Source organism: Bradyrhizobium sp. SEMIA, from assembly GCF_014844175.1.
GTDB lineage: Bacteria > Pseudomonadota > Alphaproteobacteria > Rhizobiales > Xanthobacteraceae > Bradyrhizobium > Bradyrhizobium arachidis.
Genome location: NZ_CP046601.1, coordinates 6,896,645 through 6,915,894, shown reverse-complemented (window position 1 = coordinate 6,915,894; position 19,250 = coordinate 6,896,645). Strand labels below are relative to the sequence as shown.

The 19,250-nt window shown below is 65.4% G+C and carries 19 protein-coding genes and 2 pseudogenes; 12 read left to right on the top strand and 9 right to left on the bottom strand.

Annotation, left to right across the window (positions count from 1 at the left end):
* Window positions 1–32: 32 nt before the first annotated feature.
* Window positions 33–980, bottom strand: coding sequence for a TAXI family TRAP transporter solute-binding subunit (locus FOM02_RS33455; protein ID WP_027561422.1), 948 nt, complete (start codon window positions 978–980; stop codon window positions 33–35).
* Window positions 981–1,349: 369 nt separating this feature from the next.
* A complete protein-coding gene (locus tag FOM02_RS33450) occupies window positions 1,350–1,829 on the bottom strand; it encodes a hypothetical protein (RefSeq protein ID WP_027561423.1) in 480 nt (159 codons plus the stop codon).
* A gap of 194 nt (window positions 1,830–2,023) precedes the next feature.
* Between FOM02_RS33450 and FOM02_RS33445 the strand changes: the two genes are divergently transcribed.
* Complete coding sequence (locus FOM02_RS33445; RefSeq protein WP_027561424.1) at window positions 2,024–2,326, top strand: hypothetical protein; 303 nt, start codon at window positions 2,024–2,026, stop codon at window positions 2,324–2,326.
* Window positions 2,327–2,499: 173 nt separating this feature from the next.
* On the opposite strand, the gene FOM02_RS33440 is transcribed toward FOM02_RS33445, so the two are convergent.
* Together FOM02_RS33440 and FOM02_RS33435 are read right to left on the bottom strand one after the other, a co-directional pair.
* Window positions 2,500–3,714 carry a hypothetical protein gene (locus FOM02_RS33440; protein ID WP_027561425.1) on the bottom strand — a complete coding sequence of 405 codons (1,215 nt, stop codon included), beginning with the start codon at window positions 3,712–3,714 and terminating at the stop codon, window positions 2,500–2,502.
* A 55-nt stretch (window positions 3,715–3,769) separates the two neighbouring features.
* A pseudogene (locus FOM02_RS33435) lies at window positions 3,770–4,393 on the bottom strand (NUDIX hydrolase).
* A gap of 70 nt (window positions 4,394–4,463) precedes the next feature.
* Here FOM02_RS33435 and FOM02_RS33430 point away from each other — a divergent pair.
* The 10 genes and pseudogenes from FOM02_RS33430 to FOM02_RS33385 all read left to right on the top strand — a co-directional run bounded on the left by FOM02_RS33430 (window position 4,464) and on the right by FOM02_RS33385 (window position 13,502).
* Entirely contained in the window at window positions 4,464–4,889 is a 426-nt protein-coding gene (locus tag FOM02_RS33430; protein ID WP_027561427.1) for a PaaI family thioesterase, read from the top strand.
* Between the two features lie 301 nt (window positions 4,890–5,190).
* The gene (locus FOM02_RS33425; RefSeq protein WP_027561428.1) at window positions 5,191–6,213 is read left to right on the top strand and encodes an aldo/keto reductase; all 1,023 of its coding nucleotides are present in this window, start codon (window positions 5,191–5,193) and stop codon (window positions 6,211–6,213) included.
* Window positions 6,214–6,229: 16 nt separating this feature from the next.
* Window positions 6,230–7,584: pseudogene (locus FOM02_RS33420) on the top strand (tetratricopeptide repeat protein).
* Window positions 7,585–7,617: 33 nt separating this feature from the next.
* Window positions 7,618–8,436, top strand: coding sequence for a CoA transferase subunit A (locus FOM02_RS33415; RefSeq protein WP_027561430.1), 819 nt, complete (start codon window positions 7,618–7,620; stop codon window positions 8,434–8,436).
* Window positions 8,436–9,179: a CoA transferase gene (locus FOM02_RS33410; protein WP_027561431.1), complete on the top strand. Its 744-nt coding sequence runs from the start codon at window positions 8,436–8,438 to the stop codon at window positions 9,177–9,179. The genes FOM02_RS33415 and FOM02_RS33410 overlap by 1 nt, the downstream gene beginning before the upstream one ends.
* Before the next feature lie 200 nt (window positions 9,180–9,379).
* A complete protein-coding gene (locus FOM02_RS33405; RefSeq protein ID WP_027561432.1) occupies window positions 9,380–9,964 on the top strand; it encodes a hypothetical protein in 585 nt (194 codons plus the stop codon).
* Between the two features lie 154 nt (window positions 9,965–10,118).
* Complete coding sequence (locus tag FOM02_RS33400) at window positions 10,119–11,969, top strand: ATP-binding protein (protein ID WP_027561433.1); 1,851 nt, start codon at window positions 10,119–10,121, stop codon at window positions 11,967–11,969.
* Window positions 11,970–11,991: 22 nt separating this feature from the next.
* On the top strand, window positions 11,992–12,339 hold the full coding sequence (locus FOM02_RS33395) for a DUF3088 domain-containing protein (RefSeq protein ID WP_027561434.1): 348 nt from the start codon (window positions 11,992–11,994) through the stop codon (window positions 12,337–12,339).
* A 108-nt stretch (window positions 12,340–12,447) separates the two neighbouring features.
* Window positions 12,448–13,017: a cysteine hydrolase family protein gene (locus tag FOM02_RS33390; RefSeq protein ID WP_027561435.1), complete on the top strand. Its 570-nt coding sequence runs from the start codon at window positions 12,448–12,450 to the stop codon at window positions 13,015–13,017.
* A gap of 164 nt (window positions 13,018–13,181) precedes the next feature.
* Entirely contained in the window at window positions 13,182–13,502 is a 321-nt protein-coding gene (locus tag FOM02_RS33385; protein ID WP_027561436.1) for a hypothetical protein, read from the top strand.
* Window positions 13,503–13,580: 78 nt separating this feature from the next.
* Here FOM02_RS33385 and FOM02_RS33380 read toward each other — a convergent pair whose 3' ends face one another.
* The 3 genes from FOM02_RS33380 to FOM02_RS33370 are packed head-to-tail and all read right to left on the bottom strand — an operon-like array spanning window position 13,581 to window position 16,269.
* Window positions 13,581–14,852 (bottom strand): flavin monoamine oxidase family protein, encoded by a 1,272-nt coding sequence (locus FOM02_RS33380; RefSeq protein ID WP_027561437.1) that lies wholly within the window; start codon window positions 14,850–14,852, stop codon window positions 13,581–13,583.
* A gap of 9 nt (window positions 14,853–14,861) precedes the next feature.
* Window positions 14,862–15,587, bottom strand: coding sequence for a RibD family protein (locus FOM02_RS33375; protein WP_265440614.1), 726 nt, complete (start codon window positions 15,585–15,587; stop codon window positions 14,862–14,864).
* A gap of 22 nt (window positions 15,588–15,609) precedes the next feature.
* Window positions 15,610–16,269, bottom strand: a complete 660-nt coding sequence (locus FOM02_RS33370) for an FABP family protein (protein ID WP_027561439.1) — start codon at window positions 16,267–16,269, stop codon at window positions 15,610–15,612.
* A gap of 296 nt (window positions 16,270–16,565) precedes the next feature.
* Between FOM02_RS33370 and FOM02_RS33365 the strand changes: the two genes are divergently transcribed.
* Window positions 16,566–16,958, top strand: coding sequence for a RidA family protein (locus FOM02_RS33365; RefSeq protein WP_027561440.1), 393 nt, complete (start codon window positions 16,566–16,568; stop codon window positions 16,956–16,958).
* 155 nt (window positions 16,959–17,113) lie between these two features.
* On the opposite strand, the gene FOM02_RS33360 is transcribed toward FOM02_RS33365, so the two are convergent.
* Window positions 17,114–17,617, bottom strand: a complete 504-nt coding sequence (locus FOM02_RS33360; protein ID WP_035730446.1) for a hypothetical protein — start codon at window positions 17,615–17,617, stop codon at window positions 17,114–17,116.
* Window positions 17,618–17,852: 235 nt separating this feature from the next.
* Window positions 17,853–19,172 carry an aminotransferase class V-fold PLP-dependent enzyme gene (locus FOM02_RS33355; RefSeq protein ID WP_027561442.1) on the bottom strand — a complete coding sequence of 440 codons (1,320 nt, stop codon included), beginning with the start codon at window positions 19,170–19,172 and terminating at the stop codon, window positions 17,853–17,855.
* Between the last annotated feature and the right edge of the window lie 78 nt (window positions 19,173–19,250).

Here is a 19,250-nt window from a genome sequence, read left to right as displayed (position 1 = left end):
CCCGGCCATGACGCCTACTGCGAGAGCCGAACTTACTTGATCAGCCCTTTTTCCTTGTAATAGCGGATCGCGCCGGGATGCAGCGGAACCGGGCTGCCGGTGGCGGCGGTCTCGAGCTTGATCTCCTTGCCGGCGGCGTGCGCGTTGGCGAGCTCGGGCAGCGACTCGTAGACCAGCTTTGTCATCTGATAGGCGAGATCATCCGACACCGCCGAGCTGGTGACGAGATAGTTCACCACGGCCGCGGTCGGCACGTCCTTGTCCTGACCGGTATAGGTGTTGGCCGGAATGGTCGCGGAGATGAAGGGCGGGCCGATCTTGTCCACGGTCTCCTTCGGCACCGACACCACGGTGATCGAGGCCGAGGTCGAGAGGTCCTTCAGCGAAGCGACGCCAAGGCCGGCCGACTGCAGCGTCGCGCCCAGCTGGCGGTTCTTCATGAGGTCGACGGATTCGGCGAAGGGCAGATATTCGACCTTGCCGAGGTCCTTGTAGCTCATGCCAGCCGCCGCCAGGATCGCGCGGGAATTCAGCTCGGTGCCCGATTTGGGCGCGCCGACCGACAGGCTCTTGCCCTTGAGGTCGGCCAGCGTCTTGATGCCGCTCTCGGCGGTCGCGACGATCTGGATGTAGTTCGGATAGATCGCGCCGATGGTGCGCAGCTTGTCCAGCTTGTTCTTGAAGCCGGCTTCCTCCTCGCCATCCCAGGCAGCCTTGAGCGAGTCGCCCAGCGTGAACGCCAGCTCGCCGCGGCCCTGCTGCAGCAGGATCAAATTCTCGACCGACGCCTTGGTGGCCTGCACCTGCGTCTTCACGTTCGGAATCTTGTCGCCGTAGATCTTCCCGATCGCGACGCCGAGCGGATAGTAGACGCCGGAGGTGCCACCGGTCAGCACGTTGATGAAAGACTGCGCATGCGCGCAAGGTACCGACGCCGCCAGAGCAAGAGCCGCGGCCGCGCCGAAAATCGTCCGTTTCATGGTTGTTGTACTCCCCAAACCGGCCGCGAAATTGGCCGGATGAGGGATGCGGGTCAACCCATCCAAAAGGCAAAACAGCACTGCGGTAAACGGCCGTTCCGGCTCGACTTTTTGGGAACCGGCCGGTGCGGCGAGGTGGCGCAGGCGGATGCGAGCGAACCCGAGTGAGGGTCAAGAACTCGTGCCGCTGGACTCGATGTAACCTCTCCCACTTGCGGGAGAGGTCGCGCCGAAGGCGACGGGTGAGGGCTTTCTCCTCCTGGGGATTATCCCGTTGCGGCAACACCCTCTCCCCAACCCTCCCCCGCAAGCGGGCGAGGGAGCTCACCTTCTACGGGGCGACGATCAAGCGCGCGTCACGGCGCAGTATCACTGGAACGTCATGTCCAGGCACTTGGAGATGTCGGAGCCGAGGCCGGAGGAGATGGTGATGCAGCCGCGCACCTTCTGCGCGGTGACGTCGGCGGCCCAGATCGAATAGCCGCCGGGGCCGAAGAACGAGTTGGTGTTCGGCGGCTCGGTCTCGGTCGCGTCGAAATCGTACTTGCCGTCGGTCTCGAAGATGCGCGGCTTCTTGGTGCAGCCGCCGTCGGTCTGGACGTTGATGACCTCCTTGTTGTCGCGGGTCAGCGCCAGCGAGACCTGGCAACGGAAATATTCCGAGGTCTTGGTGTTGAAGAGATAGGTGTAGGACTTGCAGGTCGCGGTGTTCAGCTTGCCCGGGGCAAGGCCGCGGCTGCAGGAAATGCGCTGGTTGTGGCTGAGCTGGTAGTCATCGGCCCTGGCGGCCGGCGCCAGCATTGTCAGCAGCAGCGCGGCAGCCGGGCAAACTCTCATCACATGCTTCATCCGAATCACCCCCACCAATATTTTTGTCGAATTGCGTTCTAGACTGAAAGCGGAACATAGTCGCGCGGGGACGAAGGGAAAATCACAAACTGCTGGGCAGGACGTGCTGCGCCGCGGCGCTATCGCAAATTGACCCGGACACACCGTTCGTGATTTGTTCAAAACGGATGCCCCAACGATGGGGAGGATGGATGATGGCATTTTCAACGAAGACGTTTGCACTTGTAGCCGTGCTCGGCGCATTTGCCGCGCCCGCATGCGCGCAAGCCCCGGCAACGCCGTGGGAGCTCAAGCCCGACACGGGCTATGCCTATGACAAGGAAGGCAAGACCTTTTCCTACAGGATGGGCACCAGCAACGCCGGCGAGCTCTTGAAGGGCGCCAAGAAGGTGCCGAAGGGCACGCTGTTCTTCATCGGCCACAACGGCCAGCTCTACATGCGCAGCGGCCCGTATCTCGAAGGCGACGGCAAGTTCAAGTTCGGGCCGGACCAGTAGGACGGCGATGACGGTGCGCTCCCTCGCCCCTTTCTTACGGGGAGAGGGTTGGGGTGAGGGGCTTCTCTCCGCGCATGAGATTTGTCGAGGGACCTGTACCCCCTCACCCGAATTCGATCTGCGATCGAATTCGACCTCTCCCGCAGGCGGGGAGAGGTGCAAAAGACAGCGTCTTAAAACGCCCCCGCCAATTCCCTCGCGCCGGCATTGCTGCTGTTCGAGTCCATCCGCGTATCCGTCACCGCCAACAGCTTGGCTACCGTGTTGTGGCGGATCGCGACCGGGTTGCGCTCGTAGCCGCCGCGCTGGAAGAAGTTCGAGGTCGGCACCTGCTCGCGCATCGCCTGCGGCATCGTCACCATGTCGAGCCCGGTGCCGTCGCCGGTGAGGTTCATCATCTCGAGCTCGGCGGCGCTGAGCGGACGGGTGAAGCCCTTGGCGCGCGCGAACAGCACCGACGTCAGGAGCTTGTGGGTCTGCAGCATCGGCCCGACATCGACGTCGAGCACCATGGCATGCATGGCCCAGCCCTGCGCGGTGTTGCCGATCTTCTCGTGCTCCGACCAGGTGTCGGGCACCGACTTCGCATGCGCCACCATTTTCTTCAGCACGGCGAGCTTGTGCTCGAGCGACTGGCGCGCCGGCCCGGAGGTCCGCGCCACCTTGTCGGAGAGCGCGCGGATGAATTCATGGCCCTGCTCGGCCAGCAGCTCGACGCTGTTGGTGGTCAAGAGCTGGTTGTAGCCGATCGCGGTCGAGATCGCGCGCTTGCCGCCATGCTCGATGCCGGCCTGCACGTCGTAGCTGCCGGTGCCGCCGGTCTCGAACGAATAGACCCGCACCGCCTGCTCGCGCGTCAGCCCCGAGCCGAGCGCGTAGCGCGCATAGGCGCGCTTGAACTCGAGCTCGTTGGACGGGCGCTGCGGCGTGAACTGGTAGAGCTCCTGCGCCGCGCGCAGGAGATCGGCGACGACGGGAATCGGCTTCCTGGTGGGACGCTCCGGCGTCTCCTCCGGCTCCGGGTTCACCGGCCGCTTCGGCCCGTTATAGAGCGGCGGGTGCTCCAGCACGTAATCGTCGAGCGTGACCTGCTGGCCGTTGCGCCGCTTGGCGTTGCGCCCTTTCCGCTTCTCCGAGATCTGGCTCCAATAGGCGCCGGCCTCCTCGTCGAAGGCCGCGCGCGCCGCCTGATATTCCCCGAGCTTGCGGCGATATTCGAGCACGGCAGCAGACGCCCCACCTTGCGCGAAGAACTGCGACAGCAGCTGCGCATTGGCGTTGCGGACGGCCGGCGGCAGCGCATCGGCCTCGCCGCCACGCGCGGTGGGCGCGAGCAGGAGAAACGCGAACGGAACCAACGCCAGAGAATTTCGAATCGAGTGATGCATGCTGCCCTCTTAGCAGGCATCCGGTAACCGTCACGTTAACACGCCGTTTACCATCTCATTTCCAGGCGAACACCGGCTGTTCCAGGTCGGTGACGCGGGTGTGACGCCCCGCCAGCACCTCGCGGACTGGTAGATCAGCGCCGCCGTCGGCGCGTGGATCAGGCTCATCTGGTGATGGAAGCGGATCACCCGGCGCGTGCTTTCGGGGATCGCGGTGAAATCGAAGGCGTCGTCATGCTCGATCGTGTCGAGCGCGATGCGATGGACGGAGGCGACCTCGTCCGGATTCGGGTTGATCGCGGCACTGTCGGCGGCCCACACCACGACCGGCGTGATCAGATAGCCCGAGCGGGTCGGATAGTCGTCGAGCAGGCCGAGCACCGCGTCGGCTGAAAGCTTGAGCGCGAGCTCTTCATCGAGCTCGCGCAGCGCGCCTCGACCGGCGTCTCGCCGCGTCGCAGCGCCCGCCCGGCAGCGCCCATTGGCCGCGATGCGCACGCAAGCTCGATGCACGCCTGGTGAGCAGGAAGGCCGTGTCGTCGCCGTCACTGGATTCAGTCAGCGCTAGCACGACCGCGGCGCGCTTCAGCGCCGACGGTTCGGCCTCATCAGGCAGCCGCGCGAAGGCCGCGCAGGCCTCTGCGATATTCCGTCTGGTGGCATCGTCGAAAGCTCTCATGATGCTTGACTACACCAGGACCGCATCTGATGAAACGAGGAGAGACAGCATTGCAGGAATGGACGGAGCGATGACGAGCAAGGCCGCCGCAAGGCTGAAATCAGACGGCTGGACCATCATGGAAACCACGGGCTTCCTGCACCTGATCGGCCCGTTGTGGGAGCGCAAGGTCGACGGCCATTACGAATTCGCGCTCGCGACAGAAGACAAGCATCACAATCGTCGCGGCATGGTCCAGGGCGGCGTGATGATGACCTTCGCCGACCGCACCTGCGGCATGACAGCCCGCTACGTCTCCGGCAAGGAATACATGGCGACGGTGCAGCTCGACACCCATTTCGTCGAAGCCGGCCAGATCGGCGACATCCTGATCTCCCGCCCCCGCGTGGTCCGCTCGACCCGCAGCCTGATCTTCATGAGCACCGAGGTGACGGTGGATGATCGCTGCATCGTGATGGCAAATGGTGTGTTCAAGATCTTGAAGGGGCCGGGGTAGGTCGCGGTCAGGCTGCCACTGCAGGTCGCCAGACCCACGCTGTCATTCCCCGCGAAGGCGGGGAATCCAGTACGCCGCGGCCTCTCGATCGATCACAACTGTCTCGGAGTACTGGATCGCCCGCCTTCGCGGGCGATGACACCGAGTGTGGGGCATGACCGCGCCCCACCCCGTCATTGCGAGCGCAGCGAAGCAATCCAGAAATCTCTCCGCGGACGCAGCTCTGGATTGCTTCGCTGCGCTCGCAATGACGGAACTGGGCGGCTATGCTGCGCCCCAACGAAGCGTTGAGGACCCGCCCATGCAATACCGTCAGCTCGGCCGCAGCGGCCTGAAAGTGTCGCCGATCTGCTTGGGCACCATGATGTTCGGCGGGCCGACCGATGAAGCCGCCTCGAAGCGGATCATCGACAAGGCGCGCGGCGCCGGCATCAATTTCATCGACACGGCGGATGCCTATTCAAAGGGCGCATCCGAGGAAGTCGTCGGCCGCGCCATCGCCGGCAACCGCCACGCCTGGGTGCTCGCCACAAAGCTCGCCAATCCCATGAACGCCGGTACCGGCGATGATCCCAACCGCGTCGGCCTGTCGCGGCGCTGGGTGTTGCAGGCGGCCGACGAAAGCCTGAAGCGGCTCGGCACCGATCACATCGACATCTACTATCTGCATAAGGAAGACCATGCGACGCCGCTGGAGGAGACCGTGCGCGCGATGGGCGACCTGATCCGCGCGGGCAAGGTGCGCTATTTCGGCGTCTCGAACTATCGCGCCTGGCGCGTCGCCGAGATCTGCAACATCTGCGACCGGCTCGGCGTCGACCGGCCCGCAGTGAGCCAGCCTTATTACAACGCGATGAACCGCATGCCCGAGGTCGAGCACTTTCCGGCCTGCGCCTATTACGGCCTCGGCATCGTACCCTACAGCCCGCTGGCGCGCGGCGTGCTCACCGGCAAGTACAAGCCGGATGCTGCTCCCGACAAGGAGACGCGCGCCGGCCGCAACGACACCCGCATGATGCAGACCGAATGGCGGCCGGAATCGCTCCAGCTCGCGCAGGAGATCAAGAGCCACGCCGAGAAAAAGGGCATCACCGCCGGCCAGTTCGCGGTCGCCTGGGTGCTGAACTCCGCGTTCGTCTCCTCGATCGTCGCGGGCCCCCGTACCGAGGAGCAATGGGACGGCTATATCAGCGCGCTCGACTACCGCTTCACCGCCGATGATGAGGCGCTGATCGACCGTCTGGTCGTTCCCGGTCATCCCTCGACGCCGGGCTACAACGACCCGGCCTATCCGATCGAAGGACGCCGCGCGCGGACGGCTTGAATTTTTGGAGGCGACGATGGCGCTTGAAGACCGCTACGGACTGCCGCTCTCCACAACTTCGTCCGAGGCCGCATCGGACTATCGCGACGGCGTCGACCTCATGCTTGCGGGGTGGACCGGCACGGCGGAGACGCTGGAGCGCGCCATCGCGGCCGATCCGGATTTCGCGCTTGCCCACATCGCCCGCGCCCGCGTGCATGCCTTCTACCAGCAGGGCGATCTCGCACGGCAGAAGGCTGCGCTCGCGCGCGAGCTCGTCGCCAGGCGCGGCACCGATCGCGAGCGCTCGCATGTCGAGACGCTGTCGCTCGCCATCGAGGGCCGGCTGCCCGAGGCGATCGCATCGACGCTGAAGCACGTCGAGGCATGGCCGCGCGATGCCGTCGTGCTGTCGCTGCCGCTCGGCGCCTTCGGCCTGTTCGCCTTCTCCGGCATGGCCGACCACGACCGCGCCCGGTTTGAGCTGTGTGAGCGCGTAGCGCATCACTATGGCGAAGACTGGTGGTTCCTCACCCTGTATGGCTGGGCCATGACCGAGAACGGTGATGTCGCGCGCGGCCGTGGTGTCACCGAACGTGGTTTTGATCTGCGCCGCGCCAACGCCCACGCCGCGCATGCCGTGCTGCATGCGATGTTCGAGGACGGCTCGATCGAGGAGGCCGATCGTCTGGTCGACCAGTGGATCCCAACCTATGATCGCGCCGGAATTTTGCACGGCCATATCCGCTGGCATCAGGCGCTCGGCGCGCTCGAGCATGGCGATGCCGCTCGCGCGCTCGCGATCTATGCCGACGTGCTGCAGCCTTCCGCCACGCAGGCGCCACCGCTGAACGTCGTCACCGACAGCGCCTCGCTGCTCTGGCGCCTGTCGGCCTACGGCCACGACGTGCCGCAGGCGCTCTGGGTCGAGGCCGACGCCGCCGCGCAAAAACTGTTTCCGAAATCGAGCCTGTCCTTTGCCGACGTCCACATGGCGCTGTTCGCGGCCGCGACGCAAAATCGCGACGCGCTCACTGCCCGCCTTGCCGTGATCGAGCAGCGGCTCGCCGAGGGCAAGCTGCCGGCCGGCTCCGTGGTGCCGGCAATCTGCCGGGCGCTCGCGGCCTTCGCGGATGAGGACTACCGAGCCTGCGTGCAGACGCTGGCGCCCGCGCTCGGCGAGGTCGTGCGCATCGGCGGCAGCCACGCCCAGCGCGAGCTGATCGAGGACACCTACATCGTCGCCCTCACTGCGCAGCGGCCGAAGTGCCTCGCGCCATCGTCGCCCTCATGCGCAGCGGCGAAGTGCCTCGCGCCCGCGCGCTGCTCGATGCCCGCCTGCACCGCCGCCCGTCCCTGCGCGATACGCGCTGGCAGGCGGCGATGGCTTGAGGCAGGATTAAGAAAAACAGACCGGAGGACGCCATGACCGAGATCGTCGCGCTGGAGGCGCTGGTCGCGCGCATTGCGCCGGGACAGTCGCTGGCGATCCCGGTCGACAGTTCCGGCGTCGCGATGGCGGCGACCGCGGCGTTGCTCGAGACGGGGATCAGCGATGTCAGGCTGATCTGCGTGCCGATCTCCGGCATGCAGGCCGACCTCCTGATCGGCGCCGGCGCGATCGCCTCGCTCGAGACCAGCGCGGTGTCGCTGGGCGAGGCCGGCGGCGCACCGCGCTTCACGGCCGGCGTCAAGAGCGGCGCCTTCGCATTGCGGGATTCGACCTGCCCCGCCATTTACGCCGGCCTCCTCGCGGCGCAGAAGGGCGTGCCGTTCATGCCGATCGCCGGCATCATCGGCAGCGATCTCCTCAACGTGCGGCCCGACTGGCAGGTGATCGACAGTCCCGTCGGCGAAGCGCGCAAGGTGGTCGTGGTACCCGCGATCGCCCCCGATGTCGCACTGTTTCACGCGCCGGAGGCCGACCGCGCCGGCAATGTCCGTATCGGCCGCCATCGCGAGCTCGCAGGCCTTGCCTATGCCGCCAAACGCACGCTGGTCACCGTCGAGCGCATCGTCGACCGCAATTTGCTGGAGACGGAGGATTCGGCCGCCGGCGTGCTGCCATCGCTCTACGTCGACACCGTTGCGGTTGCCGTGCGCGGCGCCTGGCCGCTCGCGCTGTGGGACGAATATCCCGCCGACGAAGCCGAGATCGCGCGCTACGCGGCGATGGCGCGCAGCGAGGAGGGCTTCCGCGCCTATCTCTCGACTTTCCTGTCGCATCGCAAGCAGGTGGCCTGATGTCGGCCGAGCGCGAACGGCGCGAGATCCTGATCGCCGCCATCGCCGATCTGCTCGACGGCATCCGTCACGTCGCGGTCGGCGCCTCGTCGCCGATCCCCGCGGCCGGCGCCATGCTGCTGCGCGCCTGCAACGAGCTCTGTGGCAAGCCGCCGGTGCGCATCTCGATCCTGGGCTCGCAGGCGCATAATTTCTTCACCAATGGCGGCATCGAGCTGTTCGACTGCGCCGCGCAAGGTAGGGTCGACGCCTTCTTCCTCGGCGGCGGCCAGATCGACGGCGACGGCAACATCAACCTGGTCGGCACCGGCGATTATCCGGCCAGCAGCGTGCGCTGGCCCGGCTCGTTCGGCTCGGCCTATCTCTATCACCTCATTCCGCGCGTGATCCTGTTTCGCGAGGAGCATTCGCCGCGCGTGTTCGTGCCCAAGGTCGATTTCGTCAGCGCCCGGGCGATCACGCCGGAAGTGCCTCGCCGCGGCGGCCCGCATGCGCTGCTGACCAACATGGCGCTGTTCGACTTCGACCGCGAAGCGGGCCGCTTCGCGCTGCGCTCGGTCCACCCGCCCTTCACGCCGGCTGACATCAGGGAGAATACCGGCTTCGACTATGACGAGCCGGAGGTCGTGCGCGAAACGCCGCGGCCCGACGCAGCGACGCTTTCGCTGCTGCGCGGACGGATTTTCGACGAGCTCGCCGAGACTTATCCGGCCTTTGCGCGGGCCATGAGACAGGCGGCATGACCCTTCTTTGCCACGAAAAAAACACCGGCCTGACGGCAAGTGTCCGCCGGGACGGGTTTGGGTGATGGGGCGAATCGCCGATGGGTGGTGCGGTGGTATTCCAGTCGGGTTTGACGGCGCAAACGGGATCGCAACCAATTCCGGCTTCGATGGTTGTTGGACGGGATGATTCCGTGGCCCCTTGGCATACGAGCCTGACGATGCGCCTCCGAAAACCGGTTCTGGCCGCAACGCTCCTCGCGCTGGCATGCGCAAGTCCTTGTTTCGCCGAGTCTTCCGCGCCGATCCCGGTCAACAATCCGCAGCCCCAGCAGAACGCCTATATCGACCTGCTGGCGCTGATCTCCGGACACTGCAAGACGCTGAAGGTCGCCGGCCGCACCCTCGCCTGCAAGACGGTGGCCTACGCCCATGGTGACAAGGGCCGGGTCAATTTCGCGGTCGCGGTCGACGATCCCGCTGATGCGAATCACGTGGTGTCTTTCTCGGGGGAGAACGGCAAGCGCGCCGACGACAATTCCTACGAGCTGCCGGTCGACCGCATGCTGCTCAACTCCAAGGACCGGCCCAAGGTCGACGGCCTGCCGGTGCCGGCCGAGCAGGTCTCCAGAGGCGTCTGCCGCCAGACCGGCAATTTCGCCGCCAGGAAGGTCAACGACATCACCTGCTCGGCAACCGACAGCGAAGGCCGGACCTACGAGCTGCTGTTCGTCTCCGACGGCAAGCCGGTGAGCGTGCGCCGCATCCGGCAATCGGCGCCGTCGATCCAGGATCCGTTCAAGTAGCGATCCTTGGCTAGCGATCCCTAGGCTCGCCCCGCTTGTCGCGGGCCGACCCGCATCCTTCCGTTGAAACTCCGGGTCTTGCGGGTATGCTTCCGGCGCGCGTCCTCATGGAGGAGGCCGGATTGCAACCGGAGGCGGGACCGAGACTCCAGCAATGCGTCAGATCACCGGGCTCGCGCGCGTCCTGATCCTCTGCCTGTTTGCCAGCCTGTCGCACCAATGCATCGCGACTGAGGGTCCGCGGCAGCGTTCGGTCGTGGTCCTGGAGGAAGCCGATTTTCGCTCGCCGTTCTACTCGGAGATCTTTTCCGGCATCCGCGCCGCCGCCAAGCAGAACGGCAAGGCGCACACGGTGATCTACGGCGAGAGCCTCGACCTCGCCCGCTTCCCGGGACCGGACTATGAGGAGAGCCTGGTCGGTCACCTCAAGACCAAATATGCGCGCCGGCCGATCGACGTGATCGTTTCGATCGGTGTCGCATCGGCGAAATTCCTTCAGCAACGGAAGCAGCAGATCTGGCCCGGCGCCCCCGTCGTGTACGGCTTCGTGCCCGATCTGCCCGAGACGCGCGCGCTGTTCCTGCCCGACTCGACGGCCGTCTTCGCCAGGGTGAGGCCGGCACATCTCCTGACTGCGGCGCGCGCCATCGTTCCCGACCTGACACGTGTCGTCCTCGTCGGCGACGCCTGGAAGAATCCGCTGGTCTACGGATACTGGAAGCAGGACTTCGCGGCGGCGATGCCCGATCTCGAGGTCACCGATTTGTCCGGCCTGGTGCTCCGCGAGGTGCGCGAGCGGGTCGCCTCCCTGCCCGACCGCTCCGCGATCCTGACCTCGGCGATGTATTCCGACGGCGAAGGCACCTATTATGCGCCGGCCTCGGCCCTCGCACGCGTCGCCGAGACCGCGAACCGCCCGATCGTCATTACCTCCGATACGTTCCTCGGCCGGTCGGGAGTCGGCGGCTTCCTGCTGCTGCCCGAAATCATCGGACGGGAAACCGGCGAAGTGGCGATGCGGATTCTCAACGGAGAAGCGCCGTCGAGCATCCCGCCCGTTACAGGGAACAACGTGAAGCCGATCTTCGACTGGCGGCAGCTGCAACACTGGAACGTGGATGAAGCCAACCTTCCGCCGGGCAGCGAGGTGCGTTTCCGGGAAGCGAGCTTCTGGCAGCAATATTACTGGCACTCGACCATCGTCGCCGGCGTGGTGCTGGTGCAGGCACTGCTGATCACCGGCCTGCTGCACCAACGCCGCTTGCGATTCCTGGCGGAGATCGAGGCACGCCAGCGCATGTCTGAGCTTGCCCATCTGAATCGCCGCGCGACGGTGGGAGAGATGTCCGCCTCGATCGCGCACGAATTGAGCCAGCCGCTGGCCGCCATCATGATCAATGCCGAGGCCGCCAGGGAGGTGTTGCGGCATTCCACGCCGGACCTCGGCGAAGTCGGAAACATCCTGGACAACATCCGCCACGACGACCAGCGCGCAAGCGAGGTCATCGCCCGGCTCCGGATGTTCCTGAAGAGGGATCCGACTGAGCGGCGCGAGCTCGACCTCAACGCGACGGTCGGCGAGGTGTTTCGATTCCTGTCGGTGCAGGCCCTGACCCACGATGTCGGGCTTGCGACGGAGCCGGCGCCCGCCGACATTCGCGTGAAAGCCGACAAGGTCCAGCTGCAGCAAGCCATCCTGAATCTGGTCGTGAACGCCATGGATGCAGTCGCCCATCTTCCCGACGAGCGGCGCCGCATCGTCGGCCGAACCAGTCTCGTCGACGGCAAACAGGCCGTCGTCTCCATTGCCGATGCGGGCGATGGCATCCTTGCGGACAAGCTGACCGAGATCTTCAAGCCGTTCTTCACGACCAAGGCGCAAGGCATGGGCATCGGCCTGTCGATCGCGCGCACCATCGTCGAAGCCCATGGCGGCCGGATCTGGGCCGAGAACGCGCCGACGGGCGGCGCCGTCTTTCACATCAGCCTGCCGCTGGCAGCGTAGGCAGTCCTCTTATGGAGCGACCATGACGCGCGACCGTCTGTTCCTGCTGCGCCCCGGTTTCGAGGACCCGGCGTTTCCGAACCAGCGCTTCTATTGCTGGCACTGCGCACTGATCGAGGGCGTGCTGGCCTCGTTTCCGGCGCTCGCCGAACAGCTCGACGTCGCGCGCATCGCCTGGCCGCGGCCGCGGCAGGCGGTGATCGCGCTGGTCGGCGAGGAGAACCAGTCGTTGCCGCTGCTCGTGCTGGCGGAGGGAGCGACATCGCGGCACCAGACCGGCAGCCATCAGGGCCGCGCCTTCATCGCCGACAAGGACGCGATCCTCGCGGCGCTATCCGAACGCCATGGATTCCCCGATCCGCATCCGTGAGCGGAAGATGTCCCGCAGCCCCCGTCGTGAAACGAGGGAAAATCGACATTGCCTGCGCGCGCATAGCCCGCATATTCGTCTCGACGACAATCCTGAAAGCCGCGCCTCATGACCAGCCCCCTCCCCGCCCTCATCGTCGTCGACGTCCAGCGCGCATTCGACGAATGGGAAGCCGCGGGCAAGCGGCGCAACAATCCGGACGCGGTTAAGCGTATCGCCGACCTGCTGAAGGCGTTCAGGGCCAATGGCGCACCGATCTTCCACATCCGCCATGAGGGGACCAAGCCGAACTCGACATTCCTGCCGTCGCGTACCGGCTACGCCGTCAAGGACGAGGCGCGCGAGCTGCCGGGCGAGCCCGTCATCGTCAAGCGCGTCAACAGCGCCTTCATCGGCACCGATCTCGAGCAGCGCCTGCGCGCTCGTCACATCACCACGCTCGTGATCTGCGGCGCCACCACCAATCATTGCGTCGAGACCACGACGCGGATGGCCGGCAATCTCGGCTTCGATGCGCGTCTCGTTCGCGACGCGACCTGGACCTTCGACCGCATCGGACCTGACGGCGACGCGCATTCCGCCGAGGCGATCCATGCGATGACGCTATCGAATCTGAACGGCGAATTCGCGCGCATCGTCACCACCGGTGACGTGGTCGCGTCATTCGCGGCGGAGTGATGGCGGCGGCGTGATCGACATCGCCGATGCGACAATACATCTCACGAGACTCGACGACTCGCGCAGAATGAGACTGCGCGCGCTGCGTCGTTTCGACGCCCGCACTGGACGGAACGCAGCCGACCTCCATCTGTTGTCACACGACATTCAACTGGAGTGATGACATGAAGTATCTCTTTGTCGCGCTGGCGGTCGGGGCTGCGGCGGTTGCCGGCGGATCTGCGGCGCACGCGGCCAACAACACAAGCGCGAAGCAAAGCGCGCGAGGAAGCCAATCGACCGACATCAGCGCACAGCACCGGCACCATCATCATGGCTACCGCCATCATCACTGGCGCCATCACCACCATGGCTACTATCGCCCGCACTACAGGAGCTACGGATACTATCCGCGGCACCACGGCTATTACGGTGGCGGACCCTACGGATATTACGGCGGTGGCGGTCCCGGCGTGACGTTCAGCTTCGGCGGCAGCCGCTGGTAACGTAAAAGGCCCGCAGCGATGCGGGCCTCTCTTTCTCAATGATGGTCTGATCGTCATAGCGGGGGCTTGACGAAATAACTATGCCCGCAGGATCATCCCCGCCGTCTCCAGCCCGCTCGTCAGCGCCGCCTCGACCGTGCCCATGTCGCGGCCGCGATAGAGCGCTTCGCCGGAGAACAGCACGGGACCATCGGCGCGCGCGAGCATCGCCTGCGCCGCGCGCGTACGCGGCGTCGCCCAGGAATAGGCACCCCGAGCGAAGGGATCGTGCGCCCAATTGATCGCCGCGGCTGCGACGAGGTCGCGCGCAATCTCCTCGCGCGACAGGCCGAAAATGGCGGCAAGCGAATCGATGCCAGCATTGATCAGTCCCTGCGGATCGAGACCTTGCAGCTCCGCCGTGCGCGGGCCGCCGAACCAGCCTGTGAGCACGGGATGCTGATCCGGATATCGCGTCCACCACACCGGGATCGTTTCGCCAGATAGCAGGAAAGTCATGTCCGCGAGATCCTGCTTGCGCTCGCGCCACCACGGCCGCGCGAAACGCAGCACGATCTTGATGACGCTGCCGAAACCGATGTCGTCGGCAGCCGCAGCCTTCGCGCGCGCGCTCGCCGGCAGCGCGATGTCGCGGAGCAGCGGCAGCGGCACGGTGATGATCACGCGATCGCAGCCATGCACCTCGCCGCTGGTGCAGCGAACGGCCAATACGCCGCCCTCCTCCTCGATGGCCGATACCACGGAACCGAAGCGGATCGCCGCGCCATGCCGGCGGCACTCGGCCGCCAGAAAATCGATCAGCGCGCCATAGCCGCCCTTGATGCGCGCCTGCGCATGGTGGCCGCCGTCCATCCATTCCTCGCGTAGCGCCAGGATGGAGGCGCGTTCGGGATCGGCGGCGTCATAGCCTTCGACCATCCGCTCGATCGAATGGCGCAGCCGCGCATATTGCTCCCCGGCGAAGTGACGGCGCAGGAATTCGGCGACGGTGAGATCGTTCTTCAGCTGGCTGAGCGCCGCATGAAGCTCCGCCTGATGCGGATTGCGGCGATCCTCGCGCGACAATTTTGTGCCGTCAAGACTCCACTGCGTGCCCGCGATCTCCTGCAACGACAGTCCGGCCTCGCCCAGCAGAGCGCGTGTGACCGGCGCCTCGCCATGGACGAATTCGGCACCGCCGTCGGCGGGGTAGCCGAATTCCGACGCCGGCAGCGGATGGATGCGCCCGCCGCAGCGCTCGCGCGCCTCCAGGATCGTCACCGCCCGGCCCGCACGTGCGAGCGCGCGCGCCGCCATCAACCCGGCCGCGCCGGCGCCGACGATGATGATGTGCTCCGATCTGTCCGACATGCCGGCGCTTTACTGAGCTGCGGCTTGCGGATCGTTCTTGATCAGATAGCGCAGCAGCAGCACACCGCCGCCGAGCTCCCGCGTGCTCTCCAGCGTCATCGCCGTGAGCGGCGCGCGCTTGTCACTATCCGCCTCGTTCGAATCGAACACGAAGGGCGTCCCCTTCGCGCCATCGATCGCGGGGCTGAGGATCAGGTTGAATTCGTCGATGAGACCGGCGCGCAGGAACGCGCCATTGGCGACACCACCGCCCTCCACCAGCAGGCGCTTCACCCCAAGGTCGCGGTTGAGGATGTCGAGCGCCAGCGTCAGGTCGATCTCGGACGTGCCGGCGAAGATGTAGGACACGCCCTCGCTGCGGAGCCCGGCTAGATGCGAATCCGGCACGCCCTCGGTCAGCACGACGACGATCGGATCGCCGCCGATATCCGAACGGCCCCAACCGATCTTGCCCTGGGCATCGAGCACGACGCCATAGCTCTTCACATCCGGGCCTTTGCCATCGCCCCAGGCGAACCAGCTCTTGCGTGGAAAGGTCTCGCTGGACGCCGCGGGATAGAGTTTGCCCTTGGCAAACTCCGAGCCGGTGACGCGGCCGATCACCCAGGCATCGCCGCCGAGCTCCTCGTGAATCGTCTCGAACCAGTCTGTGCCCGCGCCCTTCGGACGCCAGCGGCTCGGATGCGTGCGGCCATCGAGGCTCGAGTGCATCAGACAGATGACGTAGGGCTTCATGCAAATTCTCCGTACCCGCTTGTCAGACCGCCCCGCCGCCCTTGGCGCGATCGTTCACGATCACGGCGAGCGGATTGAGCTTGGGCGGCGCGACCAGCTTGAGCGTGTTGCTGTCGTGATGATTGAACGGCGCGCCGCGCACGAACAACTCGGTCTGGATCAGATAGGTCCAGCTTTCGTCCTCGTTGAAGGTGATGTCGCAGCGGTAGGAATCGGTGCGGAAGGCCTGTTCCAGGAAATCGGTCGAGCAGATCCCGTAGGCGGCGTCGCCGCGCTTCGCGGTGACGGAGATCTTTCTGTCATCAGGCCCGGCCTTGCCGGAGGCAAGCAAGACCTGCCCGCGCGGGATCGCCAGCGTCTGCAGGATCAGCCGGGTCGCGGGCTCCCACAGCCAGTAGCCGACCTGGTCGTGGAAGGTGATGTCTTCCTCGGGCGTGTTGATGTGGATGTGATAGCGCAAGCCATAGAACAGCTGCGGGCCGTTGGCCTGCGGATCGATCGGGTCCATCCGGATGTGCTCGATGAAGGTCCGCCGCTCCGGCCCTTCCGCCTTCGGATTGATGTCGATGCCCTTGTCCGCCTGCCAGGTGCCGGCCAGACGGCGCAGCGGGCCGAGATTGGCGAGGGCGTCAGGCGAGACGTCCTCGGGCTCGGTGAAGATATCGGCGGGAATGGGGAGCATTGGGGGGCCTCGCGTCGTTGCGCGGAGCAAGCAATAGCACGGAGGCGGGAACCTGGCGCGTACTCAAGCCTCACAATCGCGAATGGACGTCGGCGCTATGCGCAGGTGATCGCCGGGCGTCCCGCCTGATCCGTCGCCTGGTGGATCACCGCGAACCACCTGACAACGGGCAGCCGAGCGTGGTCCGTTCGGAGGGGAAGCCAAGCCACGAAACGAGCACTGCTGACACCACGCTGGCAGTATCCATGAGAAACAGTGTGACCTTGAGATCGCGGCAACTGGCAGGAGAAGTCATCGTGAACAGGCAGACTTTCCGCGTGGAGCCTTTGTCGACCTATATCGAGGCGCGGGGCGTTCCGGTCTCTCCGGTCGTCCGGCATGAAAACCTAGTCTATGTATCCCAACAGCCACCTTATGACCCCGCAACGGGCGAGATCAAGCGCGTATCGGTAGAGCGGCAGACGGAAATCGTTCTTGACCAGATGAAATTGTGCCTGGAGGCAGCCGGCACATCGCTCGAAAAGGTCATTAAGTGCCACGTCTATTGCAATGACCCGGCGCACTTCCAAACGATAAATGCCGTATACGCGCGCTATTTTCCAGCTGACCCGCCGGCCCGGAGCTTCATCTTTGTTTCAGGCTGGCATGGTCCATTTGACGTCGAAGTCGATTGTGTCGCCGGAGTTTAGCTAAAGCATGATCCGGAAAAGTGCGCAGTGGTTTTCCGAAAAGATCATGCTCAAACAACAACCTAAAGCGCGATGACGATTCATCCTAATCTCATCGCGCTTTAGGCCCGCATGAGCGACTCATGCGGGTGCGCCCTGAGTTGATGCCAGCTCCCTCAGCGCCAGCCCGCTGCCAACGCGACGCTGCTGCAATATGCTGAAGTCTCACCGGTGCGCCAGCCGGTGACCCTTCCGGCCTCCTTGCATTCGTCGTAGCTCTTGTAGTTGCCGACGTTTCGGCATGTGGCCGAGTACACGCCGCCCGAGGCGTTGCAGCCGACCCAGGGCTTGTCGCCTGTCTTGAAGCTCGATTGGCAGCCGCCGGCGCAGCTCCCCGTTTCGCGCTCGAGCTTGGCAAGCTTCGCGGCGTCCGACATCGGTGCGGCGGGGGTCGCTGCGGCAGCTCGGGGCGTGGCGACAGACCTGGTGCTGCGGATGGCCACGTGATGCGTCGGCCTGTGCGGCCTCGCCACCTGCTTCGGCGCTTCGACCATGACGCCGGGAAGCTGAGTGTCTGCGGGGGTCGGTTGCGACATTGCCGGGCCGCCGAAGGCGCACAGCAGTGCAATGGACGAGATGGCGACAGCGGGACGCGCAAGGAAGCGGGACGAGATTCTCATGGACCTGTCCTTCCAAATGTGGGGACAGTCAATTCCATCCCCCAGATGGAAAGTTATCACACGCGAAATGCAGTTGCATCGCTGAATCTTGCAACTAGCTACGGATCGGGCTGCGCGGAATCAACGATGCACGTGCCACAGTTTTAATCAGGCGATTGCGGTGACAGCGCACCAATAAGCGGATTTGCGATGTGCAATACCGATTGCTGGCGTGTGCATTCCGCTTCGCGCGGATTCAGCCCGCTTTCGAACCGGTGATCGCAGCAAGCGCCTCGACGAGCCGGTCGAGATCGGCCTCCTCGGTGTAGAGCGCCGGCGTCACGCGGATGCATTGGCCCTTGGCGACGCCCGCGCGGCGAACCGTCAGGACCTGGTAGGTGTCCCTGAGCGTCGCCACGGTGGCGTCGTTGTCAGCCTTGCTGGTCCTGCCGGCGAGGCGGAAGGACGTGATCGCCCCATAGAGGCCAGCCTCATCCGGCGTCAGGATCTCGAGGCCCTTGAAGCCCCTGCTACGACTGACCCAGTAGTCGCGCAAATAGCGCAGGCGGGCCTGTTTCGCTGCCGCGCCGATCTGCTGATGGAGCTCGACGGCCGCGGGCACCGTCAGCACCGTCGCGAAATTGACCGTGCCGGTGTGCACCCGCGAGCGGATGTCGGTTTCCGGGAAATCCTCGTCACCGAGGTCGCGATCGATGTCGGCGAAGCGCCCCTTCTTGATGTAGAGGAAACCCACGCCGAGCGGCGCGCCGATCCATTTATGCAGGTTGAAGCCGGCAAAATCGACCTCGAGCTCGCCCACCCTGAAGTCCAGCTGGCCCCAGGAATGCGCGGCGTCGACGATGACGTCGACGCCCTTCGCCCTGGCCATGCGAGCGATCTCCGTGACCGGCATGATGAGACCGGTGCGATGGCTGACATGGGTGAGGAGGAGGAGCCTCGTCTTCGGATTTGCCTCGAGGGCGCGGGCATAGGCGTCGAGCACGGCCTGACGGGTGGCCGGCTCCGGCACCTCGAACTTGACCACGTCGACACCGCGGCGCGCCTTCAGCGCGTTCATCGCATACTGCATCGAATCATAGTCGAGGTCGGCATAAAGCACGCTGTCGCCAGGCCTCAGTCTGTTGTAGCCGCTGATCAGAAGCTGCAGCGCTTCGGTCGCGCCGCGGGTAAGCGCGATTTCCTCCGGCGCAGCTCCGACCGCCTCCGCCACCCTGGCCCGCACGGCCTCGAAATCAGCACCCGCCCGCTGCCGCGCGTAATAGGTGTTCTGATAGTTGATCATCTCGGACAGGCCGATGAACTCGCGCCTGACAGGCTCGGCCATGATGCCCCAATAGCCGTTCTCCAGATTGACGACGTCGGGCGTCACCGCATAGAGCCCCTTCACGGCCGTCCAATAGGCCTTGTCGGTGGCGATCGCGGCCACAGGTCCCGCCGGCTGCACCGGCAGGCCCTCGGCCGCCATGACCGGCGCCGCCAGCGGCGCAACGGCTGCGGCCGCGAGGCCCTTCAGGATCGACCGGCGGTTGGAAGAAATTGTGTTGATCAGATGCATGTCCCGCCCTCCGCGATGCGCGGCGAAGGGAGCAGCAATCCATGGAACGCCAATGACAGGGCGACGACAGTCTGACGA

What these genes read in the sequence shown, in the direction of transcription:
- FOM02_RS33405 (WP_027561432.1), top strand. Translation starts at nt 9,380, where the DNA reads ATGCGCCTCCGAAAACCGGTTCTGGCCGCAACGCTCCTCGCGCTGGCA.
- FOM02_RS33380 (WP_027561437.1), bottom strand. Translation starts at nt 14,852, where the DNA reads ATGTCGGACAGATCGGAGCACATCATCATCGTCGGCGCCGGCGCGGCC.
- FOM02_RS33450 (WP_027561423.1), bottom strand. Translation starts at nt 1,829, where the DNA reads ATGAAGCATGTGATGAGAGTTTGCCCGGCTGCCGCGCTGCTGCTGACA.
- FOM02_RS33400 (WP_027561433.1), top strand. Translation starts at nt 10,119, where the DNA reads ATGCGTCAGATCACCGGGCTCGCGCGCGTCCTGATCCTCTGCCTGTTT.
- FOM02_RS33425 (WP_027561428.1), top strand. Translation starts at nt 5,191, where the DNA reads ATGCAATACCGTCAGCTCGGCCGCAGCGGCCTGAAAGTGTCGCCGATC.
- FOM02_RS33445 (WP_027561424.1), top strand. Translation starts at nt 2,024, where the DNA reads ATGGCATTTTCAACGAAGACGTTTGCACTTGTAGCCGTGCTCGGCGCA.
- FOM02_RS33375 (WP_265440614.1), bottom strand. Translation starts at nt 15,587, where the DNA reads ATGAAGCCCTACGTCATCTGTCTGATGCACTCGAGCCTCGATGGCCGC.
- FOM02_RS33410 (WP_027561431.1), top strand. Translation starts at nt 8,436, where the DNA reads ATGTCGGCCGAGCGCGAACGGCGCGAGATCCTGATCGCCGCCATCGCC.
- FOM02_RS33370 (WP_027561439.1), bottom strand. Translation starts at nt 16,269, where the DNA reads ATGCTCCCCATTCCCGCCGATATCTTCACCGAGCCCGAGGACGTCTCG.
- FOM02_RS33430 (WP_027561427.1), top strand. Translation starts at nt 4,464, where the DNA reads ATGACGAGCAAGGCCGCCGCAAGGCTGAAATCAGACGGCTGGACCATC.
- FOM02_RS33385 (WP_027561436.1), top strand. Translation starts at nt 13,182, where the DNA reads ATGAAGTATCTCTTTGTCGCGCTGGCGGTCGGGGCTGCGGCGGTTGCC.
- FOM02_RS33395 (WP_027561434.1), top strand. Translation starts at nt 11,992, where the DNA reads ATGACGCGCGACCGTCTGTTCCTGCTGCGCCCCGGTTTCGAGGACCCG.
- FOM02_RS33455 (WP_027561422.1), bottom strand. Translation starts at nt 980, where the DNA reads ATGAAACGGACGATTTTCGGCGCGGCCGCGGCTCTTGCTCTGGCGGCG.
- FOM02_RS33390 (WP_027561435.1), top strand. Translation starts at nt 12,448, where the DNA reads ATGACCAGCCCCCTCCCCGCCCTCATCGTCGTCGACGTCCAGCGCGCA.
- FOM02_RS33440 (WP_027561425.1), bottom strand. Translation starts at nt 3,714, where the DNA reads ATGCATCACTCGATTCGAAATTCTCTGGCGTTGGTTCCGTTCGCGTTT.
- FOM02_RS33355 (WP_027561442.1), bottom strand. Translation starts at nt 19,172, where the DNA reads ATGCATCTGATCAACACAATTTCTTCCAACCGCCGGTCGATCCTGAAG.
- FOM02_RS33415 (WP_027561430.1), top strand. Translation starts at nt 7,618, where the DNA reads ATGACCGAGATCGTCGCGCTGGAGGCGCTGGTCGCGCGCATTGCGCCG.
- FOM02_RS33360 (WP_035730446.1), bottom strand. Translation starts at nt 17,617, where the DNA reads ATGAGAATCTCGTCCCGCTTCCTTGCGCGTCCCGCTGTCGCCATCTCG.